Source organism: Blastopirellula sediminis (assembly GCF_020966755.1).
Taxonomy (GTDB): domain Bacteria; phylum Planctomycetota; class Planctomycetia; order Pirellulales; family Pirellulaceae; genus Blastopirellula; species Blastopirellula sediminis.
The window spans coordinates 2,872,751-2,887,548 of the sequence record NZ_JAJKFT010000010.1; the positions used below are offsets into that span (position 1 = coordinate 2,872,751).

Consider the following 14,798-nt stretch of genomic DNA (forward strand, 5'->3'; position numbering starts at 1 on the left):
AACGCGACCGGCCATCTCCAGGCCGGGTCGCGTTTTGGCGATTCGTAAGGCGAGCCTCCGAAAGGTGGGCGACGCCTGCCGCATCGGATCCCCCCCATCGCTGACCACGCAACTCGGCTCGCCGACGTGGTGGTCGCAAAGATGAGTTAACGATGACGCTCGATCCTTGGGACGAGTTCAAGAATCAGCGAGCGGACGTCGTCGACGCATCGCACCTTTAGCCGCTCCTTCGGTAGGGAAGAAGCGCTTCGCAGTTCGTAAAGATGCGACAAGAAATTACCAGCATGAATGCGGAAGATTGCAGTAGAACAGGACGCGGCGGTTGGGCTGGATGGGCGCTAGTCGTTCTCGGCGCGATTGCGACGACGGGCTGTTATTCGCCGGCGGCGAAGTTCGAACCGAACAAGATCGCGATTCACAAGAGCGAGCTGGAAAACGAGTATCAATTCTCTGAGCAGTATCAGCTGCAACCGATCGCCAAGATTCTGGCCGACGCGTTCGGTACGCCGGACGATCCCAAGTTGCCGCCGGTTCCGGGGATCGAAGACGTGCTTGATCTCGAGAAGATCAAGATGGCGGCCGGTCCTTACGGCAGCGACGAAAACGGCAAACAGCGCGGTCTCTATCGTCAACACTGCGTTCATTGCCATGGGATCAACGGCGACGGCGCCGGTCCGACGGCCGCTTTCCTCGATCCCTACCCGCGCGACTATCGCCCCGGCAAATACAAATTCAAATCGACCGGCACCGGCTTGCCTCCGACGCACGCCGACCTGAAGCGGATCATCGACAACGGCGCCGCCGGCACGGCGATGCCGAGTTTCAAGCTGCTGACCGAAGACGAAGTCGAAGCGCTGACCCACTATGTGAAGTACCTGTCGATTCGGGGTCAGGCCGAACTGTTTCTGATTGAAGCTCAGTTTGGCGATCTCTACCCGGCAGTGGTGAAGTCGCCGAGCGAGCGGAACGCCGAAGAGCAGAAGTACGTCGACGAACTGTCGCCGGAAGAAGTGGAAGAAGAGAAGGAAGAGTTCCTCGAAGAGGTGAAGTTCTTCGAGTCGGAAGAGAACATCGTCGAAGAGGTGATTGGTCCGATCGTCGACAGTTGGGCCGAAGCGATCGACGAAGTGACGATCGTCGACGAGAGACCGGGCAAGGTCGATACCGCGTCGATTGAGAAGGGACGCGAGTTGTTCTTCTCGGCCAAGACCGGGTGCGCCGGCTGCCATGGCGAATCGGCGCTCGGCGACGGACAGACGGCGGAAGCCGACTTTTACGACGACTGGACGCGGTTCTATTACGATCCGAGCGATCCGAGCACCTTGCCCGGCTACTTGGCGCTGGGCGCCTTGGAGCCGCGTAAGCTTCGCCCGCGTAATCTGCGGCAAGGGGTGTTCCGCGGCGGTCGCCGTCCGCTCGACATTTACTGGCGAATTCGCAACGGCATCGAAGGGGCGAAAATGCCGGCCGCGCCGCCGAGCGTTACCGACGAAGAGATTTGGCAGCTGGTCGACTTTGTACGACATGGACTGCCGTACGACGCATTAAGCGAAAACGAGCCGCACCAACCGGAAAACGCGCGCGTGAGGAATTAGCAGCTCGGACAATCGTCGGTCGTAAACCGACGTTCGACGGAGAGACAACGTGGGTAGAGTTTGGAGCATCCTGTTTTTGACGGTCCCGATCCTTGGGGTGTGGACCTTCGTGGCGGCCATGAATGATTGGTGGCCGATGAGCGAAGGCGCCTTCGGACCGGGACAATGGTTTCCGGCGCTCGACGTCAGCAACCATGTCATCGACCATTTGTTTTATCTGATTCTCTATTTGACCGGCGCCGTGTTCATCGGGACCGGGCTGGTGTTGTTCTGGTTCCTGTGGCGCTACGACGCCGCGACCAACAAAGATCCGGTCGTCTTTTCGCACGGCAGTCACGCGCTGGAAGTGGTCTGGTCGATCTTGCCGGCGGTGGTGCTGTTGTTTATCGCGATCTACCAGATGGACGCGTGGGCGAACGCTCGTATGCGACGTCCGCTGACGGCCGAGGGAGCGGTCAAGCCGCCGCTCTGCCGCGTGAGCGGACGTCAGTTTGAATGGCGAATTCAGTACCCGGGCGAAGATGGTCGACTCGATACGCCGGACGATTTGCATGTCTTGAACGACTTGTACGTCCCGGTCAACGAAGAGGTGGTGATCGAGATCGAGAGCTTGGACGTACTGCACAGCTTCTTCTTGCCCAACATGCGGGTCAAGCAAGACGTGGTGCCGGGGATGCGACAATACGTCTGGTTCCATCCGGTGAAAGAAGGGGTGAGCGACATCGTTTGCGCCGAGCTATGCGGTTGGGGACATTACAAGATGCGCGGGCAAATCTCGGTCGTAAACGCCGCCGAATATGATCGGTGGTTTTCGGCCGCCTACGCCGCCCAGGAAACTTCGGCGTACGACCCGGCGGAGGAAGAAGAATAGGCGATGAGCACGACGACTATTGATTCGCATACGCAGGCCGCCTCCCACGAAATGAGCGTGGGTAGTTTCCTGTCGACCTACGTCTTCTCCCGCGACCACAAGGTCATCGGGATCCAGTTCCTCTTCTCGACGTTGATCTGGTTCATCGTCGGCGGTCTGCTGGCGCTGGGGATCCGTTGGCAGTTGGCGTGGCCCTGGTCGAACATGCCGGTGATCGGCAACATGCTCTTCTCGGCGGAAGGGGGCCAGATCTCGCCAGAGTTCTACACCGTGCTGGTGACGATGCACGCGACGGTGATGATCTTCCTGGTGATCATTCCGATCCTGGCCGGCGCCTTCGGCAACTTTTTGATTCCGCTGATGATCGGCGCCGACGACATGGCGTTTCCGACCCTCAACATGCTCAGCTACTGGTTCATGTGGCCGGCCTTCATCTTCTTCGGCGCCGCGTTCTTTACCGATGGCTATGGCGCCGCGGCCGGTTGGACTAGTTATCCGCCGTTATCGGCGATGACGACCGCCGCGCCCGGGAGCGGCAACGCGCAGACTTATTGGCTGCTCGGCGTCACCTTCGTCGGCGTCAGCTCAATGCTTGGTTCGGTTAACTACATGACCACCATCATTCAGATGCGTGCGCCCGGCATGACGATGTTCCGGCTGCCGCTGACGATCTGGGGGATGTTCATCACCGCTTTGCTGCAAGCCTTCGCGTTGCCGGTTTTGACGGCCGCAGGCTTCATGCTGCTGGCCGACCGTTTGTTCGGGACCGGGTTCTTTCTTCCGGAAGCGCTTTCGGTCAATAACTCGCCGATGGTTTCCGGCGGCGGACAGCCGCTGTTGTGGCAGCACTTGTTCTGGTTCTATTCGCACCCGGCGGTGTACATCATGATTCTGCCGGCGATGGGGATGGTTTCGGACATTCTGGCCTGTTTCGCTCGCAAGCCGATCTTCGGTTACAAGCCGATGGTCTACTCGATCTGCGGCATTGCGGGGCTCGGCTTTATCGTCTGGGGTCACCACATGTTCGTCTCGGGAATGAACCCGGGGCTCGGCATGACCTTTATGGTGGCGACCATGATGATCGCGCTGCCGAGCGCCGTGAAGACGTTCAACTGGCTCGGCACGATCTACGGCGGCAAGGTGCGATTCGCCACGCCGATGTTGTTCGCGCTCAGCTTCGTGTCGATGTTTGTGATCGGCGGGTTGTCGGGGATTTTCATGGCGGCTACTCCGGTCGACATCGTGATTCACGACACCTACTTCATCGTGGCTCACTTCCACTACGTGCTGTTCGCCGGCACGGCGATGGCGGTCTTCGGTTCGATTTACTTCTGGTTCCCGAAGATGTTCGGCCGGATGATGAACGAAACGTTGGGCAAGATTCACTTCGCCCTGACGTTCCTCTTCATGAACGGCACCTTCTTCACGATGCATATCTTGGGCGCCGGCGGATTTCCGCGGCGGTTGGCCGATCCGTATCACTATCCGACCTTCAGCCATATGCTGTCGATGAATCAGTTCATGACGATTTGCGCCATCGGCATGGTCGCGGTGCAGGTCATCTTCGCCGTCAACTTCTTCTACAGCTTGTTCTGGGGACCGAAGGCGGGCCGCAATCCGTGGCATGCGAACGGTCTGGAATGGCAAGCGCCGAGTCCTCCCGGACATGGTAACTTCGACTTCCAACCGATCGTCTATCGCGGTCCGTATGAATATGGTTCGCCGGAGAGCGACGAAGACTTCTACCCGCAGACAATGCCGCCGAAACAAGAACGAGCCGAACTGGCCTAACTTGCTGAATTGCTTGTGACTGAACCGCAACCGACAACTCGATCACGCTGGCCACACCGCATTGCGGTGTTGTTGGTCTGCACGACCTTTCCCTTGATCTGGGTCGGTGGTCTGGTGACGACGAAGAAGGCGGGGATGGCGGTTCCCGATTGGCCGAACACGTACGGCTATAACCTGTTCCTCTATCCGATCTCGGAATGGGTCGCCGGTCCGTTCGACTTGTTCGTCGAACATGGACATCGTCTGCTCGGCTCGGCGGTCGGGATGATCTCGATCGCGCTGGTTGTGGCAGTCGCCCTGTTGGACAAGCGGCGCTGGCTGCTGACGCTGTCGATCGTTTCGCTGATCGCGGTGATCTTCCAGGGGATCTTGGGGGGCGCCCGGGTGATTCAAGACGAAGTGCTGCTCGCCCGCGTGCATGGTTGCTTCGGCCCGGCGTTCTTTGCGCTGACGGTCGGCCTGGCGGTCATCACGTCGAAACGCTGGGATGCGATTCAAGCGGTCAAGCATACCGGCGCCGGACGGTTGCAAGTCCTCGCGGTCATCACCGCTTCGCTCGCTTACGTACAACTGCTAATTGGCTCCTTCATTCGGCATGTGCCGGCCGGGGGAAGCCATAACGATTTCCGCGTCGCGGTGATCTTCCACGTGATCTTCGCGTTTCTGGTCGCCGCGAACGTAATCGCGCTGGCGATCCTGGCCTGGCGAAAGTTTCCCGAGGCGATCGCCGTGCGGCGACAGTCGCTGTTCGCCGCGTTGATTGTGCTGGTGCAAATCGGTCTGGGCGTTGCGGCTTGGACCTTTCGATATGGTTGGCCGACGTTCCTGCCGGGCAGGGACTTGGATCCGACGTTTGTGATTCATGCCGAAAGCGTCGCTCAGGCGGGCGTCGTGACGGCTCATGTCGCTACAGGTTCGCTGATCGTCGGCGTGACGGTCGCCATAGCGCTATACAGTTTCCGTTATTTTTCGACATCCCCGGCGTCGCTGGTTCCGCAAGGTGCGGATAAATCGACGCTTCGAGGCGTCACGATATGAGCACGACCCCAATCGCCTTTGAACAACGTCGCGCCGGTCGCTTGGCGATCGCCGCGGACTATGTCGAACTGACGAAGCCGAAGATCGCGGTGATGCTGCTGGCAGCAGTCGCCGTCAGCGGCTGCGTCGCCACGTGGGGACAGCCCGATTTGTGGCGGCTGTTTCATGCGATCGTCGGAACCGCACTGGTCGCCGCGAGCAGCTGCGTCTGGAACCAATGGATCGAACGTCGCAGCGATCTGCTGATGAAGCGGACCCGCGATCGTCCGCTACCTTCGGGACGAGTCGCCGCGAATTCGGCCGCGCTGTTTGGCGCTGTGCTTGGCTCGGTCGGCGTCTCGTACCTGGCAGCGACGGTTGGCTGGGGAGTCGCCGCGATTGGCGCCGCGACTTGGCTGTTGTACGTCGTCGTCTACACGCCGATGAAGCGGACGAGCCCCTGGAACACCGCCGTCGGCGCGGTCGCTGGCGCATTGCCGCTGCTGATGGGCTGGGCCGCGATGGGGACGCCGTTTGATTTGCGAGCGGCTGCTCTGTTTGCAATTTTGTTCTTCTGGCAGTTTCCGCACTTCATGGCGATCGCTTGGATCTATCGCAAAGATTACGCCGAGGCAGGCATGCAAATGCTGCCGGTGGTCGATCCGACCGGACTTCGACCCGGCCGCCAGGCGATTGGGGCGGCGCTTGCCCTGACGCTGGTGAGCGTGGTGCCGTTTTTGAACGCTCCGCTGGATGGCGCTCCGTGGTGCATCGCGGCGGCGCTGCTGCTCGGGATCGCGCAGCTGTTGTTGGCGATTCGGTTTTCGGTTCGTCGCGACGATCAGAGCGCTCGCCATTTGTTGTGGGCGTCGCTCATTTACTTGCCGGCCATGCTGGGCGTGTTGTTGGCGTTCCCGATTTTGTGACCTGTTAGCAGACCAGATTAAGACCTATGTCGCAGCATCACGACGATCATCACGAGCATGGTCATATTCAACTGGAATACCAGCCGGCGCTGCCGATTCCTAACGGCAAGCTCTGCTTGTGGCTATTCCTCTCGACCGAAATCATGTTCTTCGCGGGGTTGATCGGCGCGTACATCGTGCTTCGCTTTGGCGCTCCAACCTGGCCGTCGCCGCATGACGTCCACCTGAGCGAACCGATCGGCGCGTTCAATACGTTCGTGCTGATCTGCTCCAGCTTGTCGGTAGTTCTCGCGCTGGAAGCGGCGAAGTCGAACAAGACCGGGCTCGCCAAGTTCTGGATGTGCGTGACGTTTCTCTTGGGGCTCTCGTTCCTGGGAGTCAAAGCGTACGAATACAAAGAGAAATTCGCCCACGGCATCTACCCGGCATACCCGCACGGATTGTTGTACGACAAGCCGGACGTCTATTATGCGTCGGCGGTAAAGGTGGCGCTGGAAGACGCTGCGAAAGAGTGCACGACCCAAATCGACCTGGTCGACAAGTCGGCGGCCGACATCGACGCGGCCAAGTCTGAATTGGAAGAAGCCGAAAAGCCGGAAGATAAAAAGAAAGCGGAAGAGAAGCTGGCTGCCGCCCAAAAGGTGAACGAGCAAGCGGTCGCGATGGCCGACACTTACAAAGAACGTCGCGAGACGCTCGAACTGCTTCGCAACGGGCTGATCCAGTGGAACACGCGGCAAGCGACGCAAACCGCCAACCCGGTCGAAGGGCAAGCGCTGCTCAGCAGCATCGCCTACACGATTCAGCACCCGCACGAAGATGAAGAAGAGCTGACGCGTCTGGTCGAAGAGAAGGGGACGCTGACGACGAAGTTGGCCGAACTGGAGAAAGCGGAAGAAAAGGATCCGCAAGAGATCGCGTTGATCCAAACTCGTTTGAAGCTGATCGATTATCTGACGGCCGATAACGCCGAGGTTTTGCGTCACGGGGTGAATCACACCTACGATTGGCTTGATCTGCCGTTCGTGATCCCCAGCGGCAACATGTGGGCGAGCACCTACTTTTTGCTGACCGGTTTCCATGCGATTCACGTGCTGGTCGGGCTGATCGTCTTTGCGGTCGCGTTGCCGGCGACCTTGGGAGTCGCCAAAGCGACCTTCATTGAAGCGGCCGGGCTCTATTGGCACTTTGTCGATCTGGTCTGGATCTTCTTGTTCCCGATCCTTTACTTGTTTTAACTCGCGTTCAGGAATCCATGACCATGTCGTCTACCGAACACGCGCATCCGCACCACGAAGGGGCCCAAGAGTTTGGCCATGGCGGAACCGGCAAGTATTGGGCGGTCTTTTTGGCCCTCTGCTTGCTGACGGGGTGCTCGTTTCTGACCTATTTCGAGATGTGGCACCACGCGATTCCGGTCAGCGTCAGCCGCGCGTTTATGATGGCCGTTTCGGTCAGCAAGGCGTTGCTGGTGATGGGCTTCTTCATGCACTTGATCTGGGAAGCGAACTGGAAGTGGGTGCTGACCGTGCCGGCCGCGATGATGGCGGTCTTCTTGGTCTGCATGCTGATTCCCGATATCGGTTTCCGCACCTACCACTACAGCAGTCATCGCTGGAATCACACCCCGCAGCCGATTGAGCAACCGGCGGAGCAGCTGGAAGGCGCACCTGCATCGCTCCAGCCGGGGCATTAAGCGTTTCGTATGTCGGCGGTCGCCCTTTCTATCGAGAACGTCACGTATAACTACGGTACGCGGCGCGCGCTGAACGACTTGTCGCTGCAAGTCGAGCCGGGGGAGATCTTCGTCTTTCTCGGGCCGAACGGCGGAGGGAAGACGACGCTGTTTCGTCTGCTGTCGACGCTCGCGCCGCTGCAAGCCGGGAAGGTGGATGTGCTGGGGTTCGATCTCGCGACCCAGCGTGATCAGGTCCGTCGCCGGATCGGCGTCGTATTTCAATCGCCCAGTCTCGATAAGAAGCTGACCGTCGCCGAGAACATGCGGCAGCAGTCGGCCCTCTACGGACTGAGCGGCGCCGCCGCCAAAGAGGCGGAAGAGCGAATGATGCGTCAGCTGGGAGTGCACGATCGCGCCGGTGATCTGGCCGAGCAGCTTTCCGGCGGGCTCCGTCGTCGCGTCGAACTGGCGAAGGGAATGATTCATCGCCCGCGATTGCTGCTGTTGGATGAGCCGAGCACTGGACTCGATCCAGGCGCCCGCAGCAGTTTGTGGGAATACCTACAGCGGATTCGAGCGGAGCAGGGGGTGACGATCGTGCTGACGACCCATCTGCTGGAAGAAGCGGAGAAAGCGGACCGGATCGCGATTCTGGATCAAGGGACGCTCGTCGCGCTCGATACGCCGACGGCGCTCAAGTCTTCGGTCGGCGGCGACTCGGTCACGATCACGACCCGCGGCGACGCCGAAGCTTTGGCTATGGCGCTGCGGCAGATCGTCTCGTACGAGGTGCGCGTGATGGATAGCGCCGTTCGTTTTGAGGCGCCGGACGCGTCGCATCTGGCGCCGCACATTATGCAGGCGCTCGGCGAGCAGATCGATTCGATCACCTTCGGTAAGCCGACGCTGGAAGACGTCTTCATCGACAAGACCGGCCGCCAATACTGGCGCGAGGAGGCGACCCATGAGTAGCGACGTCGACGCTCCGATCGAGCCGAAGCCGCTGTTGGCCGCCGCTTCGCTCTGCAAACGAGAGATCGTCCGTTTCCTGCGACAGCGGAACCGGATCATCGGCGCGATTGGACAGCCGCTCCTCTTCTGGCTGCTGTTTGGCGCCGGGATGAGTCGGACGTTTCAGTTGCCTGGCGCGGCGACGGCGGCCGGCGTCAGCTTTTTGGAGTATTACTTCTCCGGCACGCTGATGCTGATCGTGTTGTTCACGGCGATCTTTGCGACGATCTCGATTATTGAAGATCGGAATGAAGGGTTTTTGCAGTCGGTCCTCGCGGCGCCGATTCCCCGCTGGTCGATGGTGCTGGGGAAGGTGATGGGAGGCGCGCTGCTGGCGACGATGCAAGGCGTGTTGTTCTTGCTGCTGGCGCTAACGCTGAAGGTCAACTTGGGGCCGCTCAACTTTGTGGTGATGGCGGTCTTCTTGCTAATTGTCGGGATCGGGCTGACGTCGCTCGGCTTTTTGCTCGCCTGGCGGATGGAGTCGACGCAAGGTTTTCACGCGGTGATGAACTTGCTGCTGATGCCGCTCTGGTTGTTGTCAGGCGCCTTTTTCCCGGTTCCGTACGTCACCGCACAGTCTCCCTGGAGCCAGGTTGCGATGCATTGGGTGATGCGGCTGAACCCGGTCACCTACGCAATCGCCTCGCTGCGAGAGATAATGTACTGGGGTATGGGGAACGACGCGCCGCTGCCGGGACGTGGACTGCCGGTCGAAGCGTATTGGTCGCCGAGTCCTGCCGTCGCCATCGAGGTGACGGTTGCGTTCGCCGTGTTGATGCTTCTGTGGGCTTGTTGGTCCGCGGCGGAACCGAGAAGTGGAGACGCTTGATGAATAAAACGTTCGCCTTTTTCCTCGCCACCCTGTTCGTTTTGATTGGGGGAATGATCGTCTGGTTCGCCGCCAACGCGAAGAACCAGGAAAGCGGCATGCGCGACGTCGATTCCCCGAAGCACAACGTGACCGTTCCTGAGAACGTCTACATCGGTGAGTTCGCGTTAACCGATTCGGCTGGCGCCGAGTTCGACTCGAAAGAGCTGGACGGCGACGTCTGGGTCGGCAGCTTTTTCTTTACGACTTGCCCGTCGATCTGCCGGTTGTTGAATCAACAAGTTGCGGTGCTGGCCAAGGAGTTCAAAGGCCAGGACGTCAAGTTCGTCAGCATCACCTGCGATCCGGCGACCGATACGCCGGAAGTGTTGGCGAAGTACGCCCAGATGTTTGAGGCCGATCCGTCGCAGTGGAAGTTTTTGACCGGCGACCTGGAGAAGATCCAGGAGATTTCGGAAAAGCAGTTCCACGTCGGCTTCGCCAAGCAGACGCATAGCGAGCGGATGGTGGTCATCGATCGCAACGGCAAACTGCGCGGCAGCTTTCTGGCGACGCAAAACTCGGACTTCAAAGCCGCCCGCAAGTTAATCAAGGAGCTGCTGGAGGAGAAGCCGGAAGAAAAGAAGTCAACCGAAGAGCCGCCGGCTGAGCCGATGGAGTCGTTTACGCTCACCGAACGGAGCGGCCAAGAGTTTGACAGTAAATCGCTGGACGGAAAGTATTGGCTCGGCAGCTTCTTTTTCACCACTTGCCCGTCGACGTGCACGCTGCTGAATCTGGAAAACTCGCGGTTGCAGGCCGAGTACGCCGATCGTGGTTTGAAGATTGTCAGCATTACCTGCGACCCGGCCAATGACACGCCGAACGTGCTAACCGGCTATGCCGAGCGTTTTATCGCCAAGCCGGACGTCTGGTACTTTTTGACCGGTGATCTGAAGTACATCGAAAAGATCGGCGCCAACTATTTTCACGCCGTGGTGAAACCGCAAACCCATAGCGAACAGCTGTACCTGGTCGGCCCGGACGGCAAAGTGATCGACTCGTACGCCGCACTCAACCCGACGCAAATGCGTCAGTTGCGTAAGAAGCTAGACGAGGTGTTGGGGCCGAAGCAGGAAGAGACGTCGGAGCAGCCCTCCGCTGAGTCTGCCGGAGACGAAGGTTCGTCGGCCGGCGAAACCGCCGCAAAGCAGGAGTAATTCCGTTGGACCTGGTTCAGATTTTGCCGCATGTCAACGCTTCGCTGAACGGCCTGGCGACCCTGTTGTTGGTCGTCGGTTTCGTCCAGATCAAGCGTCATCAGGAAGTCGCCCACAAGTGGACGATGCTCTCTTGTTTTGGCGTTTCGATCCTCTTTTTGGGCTGCTACCTGACGTATCACGCGCTGCTGGAAGGGCATGGAAAGACGTTCCCGACCTATCCGTCGGCGGGCGTTCGCTACTTTTACTACGGCATGTTGCTGACCCATGTCGTCTTGGCGGCTGCGGTCCCATTTTTGGCGGTTGCGACGATTTACTACGGTTTGCGTGACAATCGGCCGCTACACCGTAAACTAGCGAAAGTGACCTTTCCGATTTGGTTGTACGTCTCGGTGACCGGCGTGCTGGTCTACTTGATGCTGTATCAATTCTTTCCCCCGCAAGCGGTTTAGCGGCTGAGAGGGAATCGTGATGAACGCTCGACAACTTGCCGCTCGACTGGCCTGGCTATCGCTGGCGATCCTGATCGTGATCGTTCAGGCCGCGATTGTCGAAGCTTGTCCGACGTGCAAGGCCGGGTTTGGCGATCGACAGGCGGATGCTTACGGCTGGAGCATCATCTTCATGATGGCGATGCCGTTCACGCTGGTCGGCGCGTTTGCAGCGTATGTCTTTTGGTCGATTCGCAGCAAAGCTTCCGCCGCGATGGCTGCCGGATCGGATGAAGCGGTGGCGGAACTCGCTCGCCGCAAATCGGCTTCTGGCGTGCCGACGCAACCGCCGGTCGACGCGTAGAAAAGTCTCTCGTTTACGGCAGCCGCTCCGGGATGTCGGTGCGCGGATCCCAGTATTGATCATGGCCGAGCCACAAGCTGCGCGCGAGCGGAAAAAATAAGAGTGGGAAGATCAAAACGAACGCGAGCGACGTAAAGAGCAACGTCTGCGAGTCGGCGATCCCATTGAAGAGAAGCAGCGGAAACGCAATCGCCACGATCAGCGTCGTCAGCCCGTAGTTGAAATAGATCGAGCCCAAAAAGAAGCCAGGCTCACGTTCGATGAGGGCGCCGCACTCGGGGCAGTTCTTGTGCATGCGGAACCAACTGCGCATGATCCGCCCCTGACCGCAAACCGGGCAGCGCAAACGGAGGCTCCGGGAGACAAGTGTCCGGAATCTCATGAATTCCCTCAAACTTTCCTACACAAGGGGACGGAATATCGTAGACGTAGATCGTAACTTCCCTCCTTTCTCGCTGGCAAACGCCAAAATGTCGCAGGCAGCGCCCCGACCAGCGGTTTTACGGCGAGCGGGCGTCCTGATTTTGTGATCTCCCCTTTGGGCCCTATACTTTCCAGTGTGGAAATACCGTCCGTTCCGCAGCCTCCTCCAATCCCCCTTCCGGCAGAGCATGAAGTTCCTCCGATCTCTCCCTCGCGTCTCGCTGCTGGCCGTCGCAATTTGGATCGGTCTGGTCCAAGTCGATTTGGCGCAAGCGCAGATTCGGTTCTTGCCGCAGCCCCCGCCGACTCGGGGCCAGTTCTCGCTGACCGTCGAATTGCCGGAACTGAACAATGAGTCGCAGCAACTGTTGGTTCAGTTGGAGCAACGCCTCCGCGACGAGCAGTGGCAGGAAGCGATCGAAGGATACCGCCGCTTGATCGCGGCGCATGGAGATCAACTCTTCGAGGCCGATTCGCTGACGCTGCAGTCGGGTGACCAATACATCTTTTATGTCGGCCTCCGTCGCCGCTTGCATACCCAACTCGCCGAAATCGCACGTCGCAAGCCGGAACTGTTGGCTCCTTATCGTGAGCAGACCGACGTCTCAGCGAAAGCGGCCTATGAAGCGGCGATCGCCGCGCACGATTACGGGGAATTGGAACAAGCGATCGAACGTTACTTTCTAGCGAGCGGAACCGACCACGCACTTCTAGCGCTGGGCGACGTGCGGCTCGAACGAGGAGAGTTCGCCGCCGCGCGTGCTGCGTGGGAACAAATCGATCCGCGGCTGCGCGCTCCGCACGACGAAAAGTCATTGCTCTATGCGTTTCCTGGTCAGCCCCTGTGGGTGGCGGTCGACGGCGTCGATTGGGATCAGGATGGAGATGAGATCAAGAAGTTGTTGCTGCAGCCGCAGCGTCCTTCAAACCATCGATCCGTTCCAAGTACCGACATTCCACTGGCCGATTTGCTCGCGCGATTGGCGTTGGCTTCGGCGCTGGAAGGAGATCAACCGCGGGCGGTGGTGGAGCTTGACCTGCTAAAACGTTTGGCGCCGAACGCCGAAGGATGGATCGGCGGCAAGCGGCAGCGTTTCGATACGGCGCTGCAAGCGATCTTGGAAGATATGGCCGGCAAGCAGTACGAGTTGCAGTTTGTTGAGAACTGGAAGACGTTCGCCGGCAGTGCGGAGCGAAACGCGATCGCGGCGCAGTCTCCCCGCGTTCAAAAGATCGCCTGGTCGACGGCCCTTCCTGGGCCGGCCGCCAATATCCGGTTTCAAGGTTTGCCGGAGATGACGCAAAGTGGCGAGACGCCGCTCAGCTTTTACCCGATCGCGATCGGCAACGAACTGTTCGTTAACGACGCGCAGCGATTGCGGGCGTTCGTCTTGAGCGACGGCGTGCCGGCGTGGCCAAGCGGCGGCGGAGCCGATCCGAAGAATCCTGACTTTGGGACGTTTCATCGAAGCCAAATCGACTTGGCGAACGGTCTGCAGCTGGGGAATACCAATCAGTGGCAAGAGCGTCATCTGCCGAAGCTGGAGTCGGCGATTGGGGCGCCCCGTTATACGCTTTCGGCCAACGGCCGCTTGATGGCCGCGCGGCAAGGAAACACGTTGTCGGTCTACACTGAACGAGCGTCGACCTTTTTCAAGTCGGCCGAAATTTACGTCATCGACCTGGCGGCGCAAGGTCGCATCGCGGCGATCATCGCCGCCAACGAGCCGGGCGAAGATGAGTGGGAGTTTGAAGGGACCGGGCTGATCGACAGCGGCAAGTTGTACGTCGCGATGACCAAGAACGGCGTCCGGAGCGAATCGGCGGTCGCGTGCTACGACGCTTCGACGGCGCGGCGGATCTGGCGGCGGAGCGTTTGTTCGACCGAACCGTATGGCGCCGGCCTGGTGCTGGCCGACCGAGCGGGACAACGTTCGCACAATCTGCTGACGATGGCCGACGGCGTGATTTATTACAACACCAACCGGGGCGTCATCGCGGCGATCAGCGCCGCGGCCGGAGAGATCCAGTGGCTGACCCTTTATCCGCGCGGTCCGCTCGAAGCGGGCACGATGGCGCGGGCCAATCAGCAACTGACCCGCGATCTGAATCCCTGCATCGTTTCCGGCGACATGGTGGTCACGATGCCGGCCGATTGCGACCGGATTGTGGCGCTCGACGCGGCGACCGGCAAACTGCAGTGGCAAACCGTTCCCGGCGGAGTCCAGGCGACCCATTTGTTGGGGGCGACGAAGGAGGATTTGATCGTCACGGGAGACCAGGTTTACTGGATTCGGCTCGAATCGGGCCGCATTCGCAGCCAGTTCCCCAATCCGCGTGATCCGAATAATCCGCAAGACGGCAAGCTGCTCCTGGGCTACGGGCGCGGGATCCTGGGGCGTGATACAATATATTGGCCGACGCAGGAGGCGATTTACGTCTTGAAGCAGCAGGTCGATTCGCACGAAAAGCCGGTAGCCGCTCAAGAGCCGATTGATTTGAAGGAGCTCGGGCTGACCGGCGGCAATTTGGCGATCTCCGGCGACTACCTGGTGATCGCGGGCCCGAAGCAGCTAACCGTCCTGAAAGGGGAAGCGGCGAGCGAGCCTTCTCGCTAATTTCGGCGACGCGCAGCTTTGCGCGTCGCAGCACCTCGGAGT

Annotated in this window: 14 protein-coding genes; 13 read left to right on the top strand and 1 reads right to left on the bottom strand. The window is 59.7% G+C overall.

Features of this window, described 5'->3' with window-relative positions:
- The first annotated feature begins 284 nt into the window (after window positions 1–284).
- Genes LOC68_RS23370 through LOC68_RS23425 form a run of 12 tightly spaced genes read left to right on the top strand, consistent with a single transcriptional unit; the run spans window position 285 to window position 11,715 of the window.
- Window positions 285–1,595 carry a c-type cytochrome gene (locus LOC68_RS23370; protein WP_230223231.1) on the top strand — a complete coding sequence of 437 codons (1,311 nt, stop codon included), beginning with the start codon at window positions 285–287 and terminating at the stop codon, window positions 1,593–1,595.
- A gap of 49 nt (window positions 1,596–1,644) precedes the next feature.
- Window positions 1,645–2,466 carry a cytochrome c oxidase subunit II gene (locus LOC68_RS23375; protein WP_230223233.1) on the top strand — a complete coding sequence of 274 codons (822 nt, stop codon included), beginning with the start codon at window positions 1,645–1,647 and terminating at the stop codon, window positions 2,464–2,466.
- 3 nt (window positions 2,467–2,469) lie between these two features.
- Window positions 2,470–4,257 (top strand): cytochrome c oxidase subunit I, encoded by a 1,788-nt coding sequence (locus LOC68_RS23380; RefSeq protein ID WP_230223235.1) that lies wholly within the window; start codon window positions 2,470–2,472, stop codon window positions 4,255–4,257.
- Window positions 4,258–4,272: 15 nt separating this feature from the next.
- A complete protein-coding gene (locus tag LOC68_RS23385) occupies window positions 4,273–5,295 on the top strand; it encodes a COX15/CtaA family protein (RefSeq protein ID WP_230223237.1) in 1,023 nt (340 codons plus the stop codon).
- Window positions 5,292–6,200, top strand: coding sequence for a heme o synthase (gene cyoE, locus LOC68_RS23390; RefSeq protein WP_230223239.1), 909 nt, complete (start codon window positions 5,292–5,294; stop codon window positions 6,198–6,200). The genes LOC68_RS23385 and cyoE overlap by 4 nt, the downstream gene beginning before the upstream one ends.
- 26 nt (window positions 6,201–6,226) lie before the next feature.
- Window positions 6,227–7,438, top strand: coding sequence for a cytochrome c oxidase subunit 3 (locus LOC68_RS23395; RefSeq protein WP_230223241.1), 1,212 nt, complete (start codon window positions 6,227–6,229; stop codon window positions 7,436–7,438).
- 23 nt (window positions 7,439–7,461) lie between these two features.
- Complete coding sequence (locus tag LOC68_RS23400) at window positions 7,462–7,896, top strand: cytochrome C oxidase subunit IV family protein (RefSeq protein WP_230223243.1); 435 nt, start codon at window positions 7,462–7,464, stop codon at window positions 7,894–7,896.
- A 9-nt stretch (window positions 7,897–7,905) separates the two neighbouring features.
- Window positions 7,906–8,850 carry an ABC transporter ATP-binding protein gene (locus tag LOC68_RS23405; protein ID WP_230223244.1) on the top strand — a complete coding sequence of 315 codons (945 nt, stop codon included), beginning with the start codon at window positions 7,906–7,908 and terminating at the stop codon, window positions 8,848–8,850.
- The gene (locus tag LOC68_RS23410) at window positions 8,843–9,721 is read left to right on the top strand and encodes an ABC transporter permease (protein ID WP_230223245.1); all 879 of its coding nucleotides are present in this window, start codon (window positions 8,843–8,845) and stop codon (window positions 9,719–9,721) included. Before LOC68_RS23405 ends, LOC68_RS23410 begins: the two co-directional genes overlap by 8 nt.
- Window positions 9,721–10,920, top strand: a complete 1,200-nt coding sequence (locus LOC68_RS23415; protein WP_230223247.1) for an SCO family protein — start codon at window positions 9,721–9,723, stop codon at window positions 10,918–10,920. Before LOC68_RS23410 ends, LOC68_RS23415 begins: the two co-directional genes overlap by 1 nt.
- 5 nt (window positions 10,921–10,925) lie before the next feature.
- On the top strand, window positions 10,926–11,372 hold the full coding sequence (locus LOC68_RS23420) for a DUF420 domain-containing protein (protein ID WP_230223249.1): 447 nt from the start codon (window positions 10,926–10,928) through the stop codon (window positions 11,370–11,372).
- A gap of 19 nt (window positions 11,373–11,391) precedes the next feature.
- The gene (locus LOC68_RS23425; protein ID WP_230223250.1) at window positions 11,392–11,715 is read left to right on the top strand and encodes a hypothetical protein; all 324 of its coding nucleotides are present in this window, start codon (window positions 11,392–11,394) and stop codon (window positions 11,713–11,715) included.
- Between the two features lie 13 nt (window positions 11,716–11,728).
- Here LOC68_RS23425 and LOC68_RS23430 read toward each other — a convergent pair whose 3' ends face one another.
- Window positions 11,729–12,061 carry a DUF983 domain-containing protein gene (locus tag LOC68_RS23430; RefSeq protein ID WP_230223252.1) on the bottom strand — a complete coding sequence of 111 codons (333 nt, stop codon included), beginning with the start codon at window positions 12,059–12,061 and terminating at the stop codon, window positions 11,729–11,731.
- A gap of 265 nt (window positions 12,062–12,326) precedes the next feature.
- On the opposite strand from LOC68_RS23430, the gene LOC68_RS23435 reads away from it, so the two are divergent.
- A complete protein-coding gene (locus LOC68_RS23435; protein ID WP_230223254.1) occupies window positions 12,327–14,756 on the top strand; it encodes an outer membrane protein assembly factor BamB family protein in 2,430 nt (809 codons plus the stop codon).
- Window positions 14,757–14,798: the final 42 nt, after the last annotated feature.

Bases quoted from the DNA above. Each gene is read 5' to 3' on its own strand.
- LOC68_RS23425 (WP_230223250.1), top strand. From the start codon at position 11,392: ATGAACGCTCGACAACTTGCCGCTCGACTGGCCTGGCTATCGCTGGCG.
- cyoE (WP_230223239.1), top strand. From the start codon at position 5,292: ATGAGCACGACCCCAATCGCCTTTGAACAACGTCGCGCCGGTCGCTTG.
- LOC68_RS23370 (WP_230223231.1), top strand. From the start codon at position 285: ATGAATGCGGAAGATTGCAGTAGAACAGGACGCGGCGGTTGGGCTGGA.
- LOC68_RS23410 (WP_230223245.1), top strand. From the start codon at position 8,843: ATGAGTAGCGACGTCGACGCTCCGATCGAGCCGAAGCCGCTGTTGGCC.
- LOC68_RS23400 (WP_230223243.1), top strand. From the start codon at position 7,462: ATGTCGTCTACCGAACACGCGCATCCGCACCACGAAGGGGCCCAAGAG.
- LOC68_RS23395 (WP_230223241.1), top strand. From the start codon at position 6,227: ATGTCGCAGCATCACGACGATCATCACGAGCATGGTCATATTCAACTG.
- LOC68_RS23415 (WP_230223247.1), top strand. From the start codon at position 9,721: ATGAATAAAACGTTCGCCTTTTTCCTCGCCACCCTGTTCGTTTTGATT.
- LOC68_RS23435 (WP_230223254.1), top strand. From the start codon at position 12,327: ATGAAGTTCCTCCGATCTCTCCCTCGCGTCTCGCTGCTGGCCGTCGCA.
- LOC68_RS23380 (WP_230223235.1), top strand. From the start codon at position 2,470: ATGAGCACGACGACTATTGATTCGCATACGCAGGCCGCCTCCCACGAA.
- LOC68_RS23405 (WP_230223244.1), top strand. From the start codon at position 7,906: ATGTCGGCGGTCGCCCTTTCTATCGAGAACGTCACGTATAACTACGGT.